The sequence below is a fragment of the Flammeovirga aprica JL-4 genome (assembly GCF_012844305.1).
GTDB lineage: Bacteria > Bacteroidota > Bacteroidia > Cytophagales > Flammeovirgaceae > Flammeovirga > Flammeovirga aprica.
Window position 1 is genome coordinate 1 of record NZ_JABANE010000174.1, and the last position, 10886, is coordinate 10886.

Below are 10886 nucleotides of genomic sequence, written 5' to 3' on the forward strand. Positions count from 1 at the left end.
CTATGACCATTTTTCACTATATCGTTGCCTTCACAGTGAGGACAACGTATTTCTTTGTAATGTCTCATATACATATAACAAAGAATCAACCTAAATCATCCATTACCAAGGATTCCTTTATAATCACTTCCAAGGATTATTTCTTTAAAGTCGTCTGTCGTTAATATCTTTTTCACCGCCTCTCTCTTATCATTAGCGTTTTCATAATAAGATTTACAAATCAGAAATCCCATCGTATAACCAAGATTACTAGGTCTGTCTTTAATTGCTCCACCATTGTGCATCCATTTTGACAAGTCTTTGCTGTAGATATCTCTCTTTAATTCGCTCATTACAAAATCATAGTTTTTTGGAACGGACAAATAATCAAGATTACGTTGCACTCCAGGACTTACCTCTCCATCTTCTGTCAGTAGTGATACTAAAAAGTCACAAGAACCTTCTTCTATTAATTTCCCGTACAGGTTTTCTTTTCCTTCAAAATCAGCATACGATTGTTGAAAATGCATCAGTTCATGCACCAAATCAAACTTCATATTCTCAAACTCAGTGATGGTTGAAATTTGCCAATCATTCAAGTTTTCCTTTGGCATACTATCCGACTTCGCAAACATGTCTACACCTATGTACAAACTTGATTCAGTAAGCGTACCAGATCCGTTGATCAAATCAGGAACAATGTAGGTTTTAGGAAATACAGCTTTTGGATATAAAACTGCAAATTTCTGCATCATTTGAGTAGCTTCTTGTGCTACATTGTGTAATTTTTCTTGACTTATATGCTTCCTTAAGTAGAGATAATAATTAGGATTTTTTTCAATCATCACCTTATACATTTTATCAGCATTTTCATATCGTATATGATAATAATCTTTTAGAGCAAATGACCCTTCACAAATATAATTTGAAAGATAAATTCGACCATTTAGAGTATCAGTAAGTGCCTGATCAAAATACTTCCAAAACCGATCGACAGGTGCGGTTACAATTTCAAAATTTGAAACATTATTCTGTTGTAACTCAATTTGATAAAGAAGGCTATCCAATTCTTCTCTCATATTATGATCTCTTGTCAATTTTTCAAGACCTAGCTTTTCAAGAATATAAGGGCTACTTAATCCATATTTGATGGACTCCTTTACTGCTAATAGGGCTGAATCTGCTAAGTTTGCTTCTCCAAATTGCCAGGCAGCATAAACAAAAAGTTCACTGGATTGATTTTGTTGGCCTGCTTTAAAATATAAATGTGCAGCTTTTGCATTTTTTCCTTTTTCTCTGAAAGTATCACATTGTATTCCTATACGCTCCAAATCTGGAAGGTCACAGGAAGTCTGATCTGCCTTTTGACAACTGAAAATTAAGCTAAAAAGAAAGATTAAATAATGATATTTCATGTCGCTATAGTCGATTAAAAATTGAAAGAGAATAATAGTTATTTAGGAGCAAAATGAAAAGAGAATAATACACATAAAATGAAAAAACCTCATCACCAGAAGGCAATGAGGTTTGCACAAGAATCACAATTCTTAAAAAGCAAAACCTAGTTTAGTATAGAAATAAGCTCCATTGAATCCCATCTGAACAGCATCATGATAACCACCTGATTCAGTAGCTAAAGGATCTTGTTTTGTCGGGTAAACATTGAAAATATTATTTCCGCCTAAAGTCCAGCTTACTTTTGGATTAACAGCATAAGTAATAGCGATGTCTGTTGTTATTCTAGGATCATAATGATCTATATTACCATCCCAATCCATCAATTCCACTGAAGAATATCTGTTAAGACGGATCATTGATGATAATTTCTTATAGTTATGACTTAATGAGAAATTGAATTTACTTCTTGGTGCTGAAGCCAATAAGAACATTTGCTCTCTTTCTCCAAAGTAAATATCTTCTTTCCCTTCCAATTTGTCATTTGTATTAATTTCACCTAATTCCATGTGGTTAAAGTTACCCGCCACAGAAGCAGTGAAATTATGTAAATCCATTTGATAAGTATAGGCCAAAACAATATCTACACCATAAGTTCTTGTATCTAATGCATTCGTAAAGAATTGAGCAGCACCTACATTCAAGTCTTTTAAATCATCTCCAATATCTGGATCATCGTCAGTGAAAGCACCTGTCAATACAATTCTGTCATCAATGGCAACATAGTAACCATCAACCGTCAATGAAAGCCCTTCTAATGGGTTTAATGTAAAACCTAAACTCGCATTCAATGCTTTCTCTTGCGTTAATTCTGGAATACCCAAAGCTTTTGCTAATTCACTATCATTTGGTGCAATCACTTTATCAATAGTTACTCCACCTTCCACATCTGTGAATGTTGAGCTATAATGCTTTTGAGCTAATGACGGGGCTCTGAAACCTGTACTTACTGAACCTCTCATTGCAAATGCCGGAGAGAACTCATATCTAGTGGCGATTTTACCGTTTAGTGTAGAACCGAAATCACTATAGTTTTCATATCTACCTGCTACAGCAACCATCCATTTTTCAGTAATATCAGTTTCAATATCTAAATACAAAGCAACGTTTGTTCTGTGAGCATTGACAACATTTTCAGGTCTAAAACCTGGGAAACCTTGTGAACCACCTGGTGCACCTTCAGATGCTCCGCCAGTACCGTTTGGATATTGTGCATATGAATCATACTCACCTGCACCAATACCGTAAGTGTCAATTCTAAACTCCGAACCAAATGCAATGTTCATTCCTTCTAAAATTCCATCATAGTACTTAGAAACATCCACACCCGTTACGTTTTGAGATAAGTAATGCTTACCTGCATAAAAACTTGTTGGTGACAACATTCCCATTGATGCATTGACAGTGTTGTTTAATGAATACTTGAACTCATTGTGTCCGAAAGTATTATTGAAATCAATTTTCCAATCTTTATAATTTGTTTTCACACCAGCACTGATAGAGAAATCAGTGATGTCTGAAATAATATTTGGATCAAAACCGTCAGGAAAAATACCAGGAACGTTTCTGTCATCATCTGCTGTACGCGTCCATGCATAAGATTCACCATGACGGTAGTTAGCACCACCAAAAGCATAGATTTCTGTATTTTCAGATAACGGTAAACCTGCATTAAAGAATGCTCCTCCACTTTGAGCTAAAGCATCTCCTACATAGTTTCTAAATACCTCTTGGTTTTCAGGTACTCTATTCGTTCTATCTCTGAATTGGTACTGACCTGTAAGGTTTAAATAACCACCATCATTACCTAATTTAGTTCCATAGTTCACATCAACATTTGCAGTTGCTCCATCGCCTTCTGACGTTACACCAGTTCCAAGGTTTACATTTACACCTTCACTATTTTTCTTTAAAACGATGTTGATTACACCTGCAATTGCATCAGAACCATATTGTGCCGAAGCACCGTCTCTTAAGATTTCAATTCTCTCAATCGCCGCCATCGGAATAGCGTTCAAGTCGGTACCTGTATTACCTCTACCTCTTGTACCATATAGGTTCACTAGTGAAGATTGATGTCTTCTTTTTCCATTGATCAAAACTAAAGTTTGGTCAGGACCTAAACCTCTTAAAGTCGCTGGATCTACGTGGTCAGCACCATCAGCACCAGATTGACGGTTGGCATTAAAAGAAGGGGCTACATATTGTAATAATTGGTTCATGTCCAATTGTCCTGTAGCGGCAGTTACTTCTTCCAAGTTGATCACATCAATAGCGACTGGAGTTTCAGTTACAGTTCTGTTTTGACTTCTTGAACCTACAATTTCAATAGCCTCCAATTCTGTAGCATCTTCTTTCAAACTGACTTTCATATTTTGAGTTGCTACGACTTCTTGCTCTTGAAAACCCATCAAGCGTACAACAAGTGTTGTATTTTCTTTTACTTCAATTTGAAACTGCCCTTCAAAATCGGCTGCTGTACCGTGTGAAGGATTTGTTTTCTCATATATAACAGCTCCAGGTAATGGATCTCCATTTTGATCATTAATAATACCTGAGATTAGTGTAGTCTGAGCATTTACGCTCGTGAAAGATATGAGTAGTAATAAAAATAAATTAGGTAAGATCTGTTTCATGTAATTATTGTACTTTTCTTCTTTTCTCTGTTTGAGATGAATCAAAGTTGTAGGGATTCAGATCAAAAAAACAAACGAAGTACAATGTTATGAGAAGTATTAAAATTTATTAATAATAATTCCACGATCAGCAGTTTTAGATAAAAGAGAGGTGTTCAAAATTTAACACCAGCAATTATGCGTTAAATTTTGAACACCTTAGATATATTAAAATAATACAACAAATAACGGATTAAATTGTACTATTCTAAGATTTTATTTTGATGCAATAAACCCAGTCGTCCAAGCAGCTTGAAAATTAAACCCACCTGTAATACCATCAACATCCATAATTTCGCCCGCAAAATGTAAATTCTTTACTTTTTTACTTTCCATTGTTTTCACATCAATGTCTGTAAGGCTTACCCCACCACATGTTACAAACTCTTCTTTAAACTTTGTTTGCCCTACTACATCGTACTGATCTGACAAAAGAAAATTAATAAGTTTATTCAATTCTTTTTTGCTCAAATCTAACCAAAGCTTTGTTTCTGGCACTTCAATCCTCTGTAAGCAGTAATCCCATAAACGCTGAGGCAACTGGAAAGGGTTCTTATTTTTAATTTGCTTTTTCTTCAGTACCTCTTTTTGTTCATAGACATATTGCCTTAATTCCTCTTCAGTATAATCATTCAACCAAGAGACCAAAATAGAAAACTGGTAATTCTTGTCCGATAAAATTCTAGCTCCCCAAGCAGAAGTTCTTAAAACCACAGGTCCACTTATTCCCCAATGAGTGATCAATAAAGGTCCTTCTTCCTGTAATTTCTTCTCTCCAATAACTCTGATCTTTGCATTCGGAACAGACAACCCCATCAATGACGTCAAAGGTTTATGGTTGATTTTAAAAGTAAATAAAGAAGGAACAGGGTTTTCAATTTTATGCCCAAGAGATTTCAACCAATTAAAACCATCTATCTTAGGCTGTCCTCCTGTACAAACAATTACTTTTTGAAAGACTTCTTGATTATCTTCTATTTCCAACCCAATACTCTCATCTTCCAAAGAAGTTAAACTTTTCACATTGGTACTATATCTTAAATTGATTCCCAATCTTCTTACTTCATTCATTAAGCAGTCAATGATTGTTTGAGAATCATCAGTATCAGGAAACATCCTCCCATCCTCTTCCGCTTTTATTTTCACCCCTCTATCTTCAAACCATTTTACAGTATCTTGACTGTTAAAATGACCGAAAGCTTTTTTCAGAAATTTCTCTCCTCTTGGATAATGTTTTGACAATTGTACAGGCTGAAAAATCACATTGGTAACATTACATCGGCCACCGCCAGATATTTTTACCTTTCCTAATACCTTACTTGTTTTCTCTATAATATGTACTTCAGCATCTGGATTATTTTCTGCCGAATGAATAGCTGCAAAGAAACCTGCAGCACCTCCTCCAATTACTCCTATTTTCATTTTTCTTTATTTTGAGCAAAGGTATAAAAAAAGCGAAGCCTCAGAAAAGACTTCGCTTTATATGATGATAATAATATCCTATTTCTTAGTTTCTTTATAAACGATTAATCCCACTGCTCCGAAAAGCAATAATACCGTGATATAACCTGCAATTTTTGAGATTAAACCACCAATCACAAATGAGTTCGGATCAAAATCGAAAGTGATTTCATGTTTACCAGCAGGAATATTGATACCTCTTAAAATATAATTGGCACAAACAATATCAACAGGTTCTCCATCAATTTTTGCCACCCAGCCTGCAGGGTACCAAACTTCTGAGAAAACTGCAAAACCACCATTTTTACTCTCCGCTGTATATTTTAATCTTCTTTGATTGAATGATGTCAATTTAATCTGATCACCTTCAGTATAACTTGTTGAAAGATTTGCATCAGGATACTTTTGTACATCTACAATAGCTTGGAAACTCGGGTCAATAGTAGGTAAAGCTTCCATCTCTTCATCCGCTGAATTGACTTTAATTACTTTATCTACAAACCATGCATTTCCTAAAGCATTCGGGTTTTTATAAACCGCTTGTGCTGAAGTACCTAAGATGGCATATTTCATGTTCAGCATGTTCAAAGCAGGAGTTGCTTTTACTGGCAAAGGCTGTCCTGATTGAATACCTGAGGCTAGAGTTTGCATTTCCTTAGCTATTTCTCTTTCAATCAGATCTTGATATCTCCTTAATTTTACAGCTGAATATCCACCAATTGATTTATGGAAATAAGAAGTATTCGATTCATTAAAAGTATTTGAAGTTAAGTTCAACACTCTATAATTTGGATCTTTATCTTTTAATATTTCGTTATCTGCAGCATTAGTCACATGGAAAGTTTTATTTGATTTCTTCTGGAAAGAAGCCTCATTTACATAACGTTTTGCAACCACCCAAACATCACCTAAAGTAAGAACTCCCAAAAGTAATATCACTAATGAAGATTTTAATTTCTGCTTTGAAAAGGCAAAAATCACTGCCACTCCAGCTAACAAAAATAAAATTGATCGTGTGACATCAGAACGCATCATAGATACCCTTTCCTCGTCCAAGGCATTGGTAAATTGACGTACAATATTCTGGTCCGTTAAACCAAACATCTGCTGAAAAATCTGAGCATCTCTTGGACCGCTTACATCCATCATTCCTGCACCCAACCACATAATTACTAGAAGTCCTAATGTTGCCCCTCCAGCTTTTAAAAATGCTTTTTGCGTTTTTTCATTCCAACCTTCTTCAATCACTTTACTCAATCCAAGGGCAGCACCCAAAGCCATCACAACACATCCAACACCAAGGGCCATTGCCGGCGTTCTGAATTTATTCATGCCTGGGAGAATATCAAATAAGGTATAATTAAACCACTGTAAGTGTTTACCCCACGCAAACATCAAAGTGATAAGTGTTCCTCCGATCAACCATGTTCTTTGTCTTGTATCTAAAACAAACAAGGCAAGAATGAAAAAGAATGAAATCAAAACACCTTGATAAATTGGGCCACCTGTAAAAGGTTGTTCTCCAAAATAAAGCGGTAGCTTAAAGTTTGGATTCTTCACTATATTTTTAGCCTGCTGTCTACCCGCCACTTTTTCAAGTTGCTTTGCCATAGGACCATCTTCAGAAATTCTTTCCTGACTGCTACCTCCAAAGAAATTTGGAGCAATCAATGTTAAAGATTCCATTTTACCTTCACTCCAGCTAAATGCATAATCTTTGTCCAAACCTTCCTCAGTATGATTATTCTCTTGTCCTGGCAATGCAGACAATTCTTTTTGGCCTCTAATTGAATAAGTAGAGTATTCTTGTGTAGTCCACACTCTCCAAAGTTGTGTTGAAGCTCCTAAACCAGCCACTAAAATACCTAATGGTACTACTCTAGTCAGGTAGGTGTTTATTTCACCATTCTTATAGGCAAAATACATTTCCGACAAGCCATAAATCAAAACCACACAACATAAATAATAAGTAATCTGATAGTGACCCGCTCTTAATTCTAATGCCACGGAAGTCGCTAATAATGCTCCTCCTAATAACCACTTCTTATCAAAAAGCAATCGCATAGCTCCTAACACAAGCGCAGCGTAGCCTGTTGCCATTAATTTTGTAATGTGCCCTGCTTCAAGGGATGTAATATAAAAAGTATTGAAAGCAAATGCAGCAGAAATAAACGAAGCAACCCATGGATTCACTCTGAAACACATCAAAGCAATCCAAACACTCATCATCAACAGCATCACCGTCATTGGTGTTTCAAAGCTGTCATAAATGAAAAACATTGAAAGTGAATAGAGGAAGTGAGTGGGATCTCCTTTTAAACTGGAAGTTAACAACTCAGGCATTCCTGAAAACATTGCGGTATTCCAAAGTGGAGATTCTCCCGTTTTCTCAGCTTCTAGCTGTGATGCATGCGACATACCTTCAAAATGTACTAAATCGCCTTGCTGTAATGATTTGTTATCAAAAAATTCGGGACTAAAATAAATCACCGTTAGGATAAAAAATACTGGTATGACCAATAACCAGTTGTATTTTTTAAGATTTCCTTTGCTCATAATCGACGTATATTTCAGAACTCACTGGCTCTAAATTGTTTGTAATCTATTATTTATTAAAGTTTTTAAAGCTTCACCTCTAGTCTTCAAATTGAACCTACTGATGATCTCTTTTCTAATTTGCTCTCTATCAAACGTTGGAGGTTGATCAACCCATTGCTGAACTGCTTCTGTTAATGCATTTACCTCAACCTCTGGAATAATGATACCGTTTGTCTCATTAATAATTTCCTTCATTCCACCATTACTGAAAGACATCACTGGTGTGCCACAGTAAAGACTTTCCAGCATAACATTTGGCATATTATCTTCTCGACTTGGCAAGATAAATAAATCTGCTGCACTATATGCCATTGACATCTCTTTTTCTGACTTCAAAAGACCAGTTGTATAGACATTTTCGGCATCAAAGATAGATTTATCATAATTACCTACCACCAAAATGGAAACATTATCTTCAAATTTTACTTTTTTTAGAGCTTCTATTAATAAAGTCGCTCCTTTACGACGGTTAGAAACTTTCTCACTTACAAAAAGTAAAACCCTGCCTGCTTCTGGTAATTTAAAATATTGCCTTGCTTGTGATTGCTCATGGTATTTCATCCTTTCAGGATCCAAACCATAAAACATTCTATGATGTGAAAACCCACCTAGAAGTTCACTTTTCTTGGATATATCAATCATCCATTGCGAAGGTGCCATTACTTCAATATCTGCCTTCTGATAAGCTTCCTTTTTTATAGTTTTATAGAGCTGTTCTAGCTTTTGGTACTGAGGAAACCTTTTGACATCTTCTAAATAATGAAACCCTCCATGAAAGTGATTCATATCGTGAAGGTAAAGGTAAACCGGCTTATTTATTTTTTCAAAAAAAGTAGAATAATCCAAAAAGTTACTCACCCACTGAACAATCACAACATCTGCTTCCACAACATCAGGATGTTTATGCACATAATATAATGACAAAGGTGATGAAAAGCCCTCACATGCTTGATCTTCCTTATAAAAATTAGGAAGTATTTTGATCATCTTCCAAAGTGTAGAGCATCTTCTAAACCAAACTGAAGAATTAAAAGCTTTTACTCCCTCAAGGTCAAGGGTGTAATCTCTTGTAATCACTTTTGAGTCTACTCCGTTTTCCAGCAAGCTTTTATGCATACGTATAGTTGCATTTCCTGCTCCACCATTGGGATAAGTACTGATGTGGACAATTTTCATAAAAAAGAAGCGGTTTATCTCTATATTTGCACACAAATATGGTTACAAAAAGGGCATTATAAAATGTAATCAGAAAAATATGCCAAAATATTTACAACGTGAAGATAAAAGAGAAAATAATAAATTGGTACCAAAAAGATGGAGTAAGTTCAATATTAAAAAATATCAATTGGCTTGTTCTGGACCGTATCATTAGAATGGTGGGTGGATTGTTGATCAATGCCTGGGTCAGCAGATATTTGGGTCCAAAGAACATTGGTATTTGGGATTTTTCTGTTTCGGTTACAAGTTTCTTTCTCATATTTTCCTCATTAGGCATTGAAAGAGTAGCCATCAAAAACTTTGTTGAGGTTTCTCATGAGAAAAATATCCAAAACTTCTCTACTCTACTTTCTCTTAGAATAATAATATCTATCATTTCCTTTTTAGGAGCTGGTTTTCTATTACAATATTATGCTGAAAATGATGGCGAAAAAATCATTATCGGCTGGCTAGTAGCAAGCAGTATCCTTATACAAGTAACAGAGGTGATCACCTTTGATTTCCAAGCTAATCTACTTTCAAAATTTACGGTAATATCAAAAATTACTGGTTTTATTCTGGCTTCAGTAGCGAAGGTGTACTTCATCATAAATGATTACGATTTGACCTATTTTATTGGTGCTTATTTATTAGAGCTTTTTATTGGGTCAGTACTCTTACTTTATCATTATTTCAAATTAAGAAAACCTGTCTACTTTTCTTTTTCTAAGAAATTATTCAACGAATATCTTCATTCTTTTCTTCCATTATTGTTATCTGCATTTGCCTACACCGTCTACACACAAATTGATCAAGTGATGATTGGAAGAATGCTTGGTGATGAGTCTTTAGGAGTTTATAGCAGGGCTGTAAAATTATTTATGATTTCAACAGCAATTTACACGATTTTAGCAAGCTCTTTATTCCCCGAGCTTACGAAGCAATGGAAAAAAGGAATTGAATCTCTAAACTCCTCTTATGAACGTATTTCTTCTATGTTAACTGGGATAAGCTACGTAGGAGTACTTTTCACTTGGATACTGGCTGATTTAATTATAGATATTTTATATGGTAAAGCTTTTGCCGGCGCTGCTTTGAACTTAAAAATTCTGATGATAAGTGCTATTTTCCAATATAATGGAGGAATGAGAGGTAACTATTTAATCCTCACAAATCAGAAAAATATTATTATGATCAGCAGTTTTTGCTCTATGGGTTTAAACATTTTATTGAACTATATTCTTATCCCAACTTATGGAACTAATGGTGCAGCTTTTGCATCAATATTTACCGTTTTCTTTACCACCTTCCTTTTAAACTTCCTTTTCAAGAAGACTATTATTATAGGAAAACTACAATTTCGTTCTTACTTCTTTATTTACTTCATTAAAAAATTCTTATCAAAAAAATAGCCCCCCTAATTTTTTGATAAGAATTTCTTTTATGTCTTATGTGAAGTCCTGAAATAACGATACACTAAAACAATCGTTATTATGGAAAATAATAAAAGTCAATACGTTA

The 10886-nt window shown here is 34.9% G+C and carries 6 protein-coding genes; 1 reads left to right on the forward strand and 5 read right to left on the reverse strand.

The window, feature by feature from the left end; translation table 11 throughout:
- Positions 1 to 95: 95 nt before the first annotated feature.
- The 5 genes from HHU12_RS31585 to HHU12_RS31605 form a co-directional block, all read right to left on the reverse strand.
- Positions 96 to 1394, reverse strand: a complete 1299-nt coding sequence (locus HHU12_RS31585) for a hypothetical protein (RefSeq protein ID WP_169660732.1) — start codon at positions 1392 to 1394, stop codon at positions 96 to 98.
- A 132-nt stretch (positions 1395 to 1526) separates the two neighbouring features.
- On the reverse strand, positions 1527 to 4070 hold the full coding sequence (locus HHU12_RS31590) for a TonB-dependent receptor (RefSeq protein ID WP_169660733.1): 2544 nt from the start codon (positions 4068 to 4070) through the stop codon (positions 1527 to 1529).
- A 255-nt stretch (positions 4071 to 4325) separates the two neighbouring features.
- Positions 4326 to 5531, reverse strand: coding sequence for a BaiN/RdsA family NAD(P)/FAD-dependent oxidoreductase (locus tag HHU12_RS31595; protein ID WP_169660734.1), 1206 nt, complete (start codon positions 5529 to 5531; stop codon positions 4326 to 4328).
- Between the two features lie 78 nt (positions 5532 to 5609).
- The gene (locus HHU12_RS31600; protein ID WP_169660735.1) at positions 5610 to 8126 is read right to left on the reverse strand and encodes a YfhO family protein; all 2517 of its coding nucleotides are present in this window, start codon (positions 8124 to 8126) and stop codon (positions 5610 to 5612) included.
- A 30-nt stretch (positions 8127 to 8156) separates the two neighbouring features.
- Positions 8157 to 9344 (reverse strand): glycosyltransferase, encoded by a 1188-nt coding sequence (locus tag HHU12_RS31605; RefSeq protein ID WP_169660736.1) that lies wholly within the window; start codon positions 9342 to 9344, stop codon positions 8157 to 8159.
- 98 nt (positions 9345 to 9442) lie between these two features.
- Between HHU12_RS31605 and HHU12_RS31610 the strand changes: the two genes are divergently transcribed.
- Positions 9443 to 10777, forward strand: coding sequence for a flippase (locus HHU12_RS31610; protein WP_169660737.1), 1335 nt, complete (start codon positions 9443 to 9445; stop codon positions 10775 to 10777).
- Positions 10778 to 10886: the final 109 nt, after the last annotated feature.

Excerpts from the sequence above, each read along its gene's own strand:
- HHU12_RS31600 (WP_169660735.1), bottom strand. The coding sequence starts at position 8,126 with ATGAGCAAAGGAAATCTTAAAAAATACAACTGGTTATTGGTCATACCA.
- HHU12_RS31595 (WP_169660734.1), bottom strand. The coding sequence starts at position 5,531 with ATGAAAATAGGAGTAATTGGAGGAGGTGCTGCAGGTTTCTTTGCAGCT.
- HHU12_RS31605 (WP_169660736.1), bottom strand. The coding sequence starts at position 9,344 with ATGAAAATTGTCCACATCAGTACTTATCCCAATGGTGGAGCAGGAAAT.
- HHU12_RS31590 (WP_169660733.1), bottom strand. The coding sequence starts at position 4,070 with ATGAAACAGATCTTACCTAATTTATTTTTATTACTACTCATATCTTTC.
- HHU12_RS31585 (WP_169660732.1), bottom strand. The coding sequence starts at position 1,394 with ATGAAATATCATTATTTAATCTTTCTTTTTAGCTTAATTTTCAGTTGT.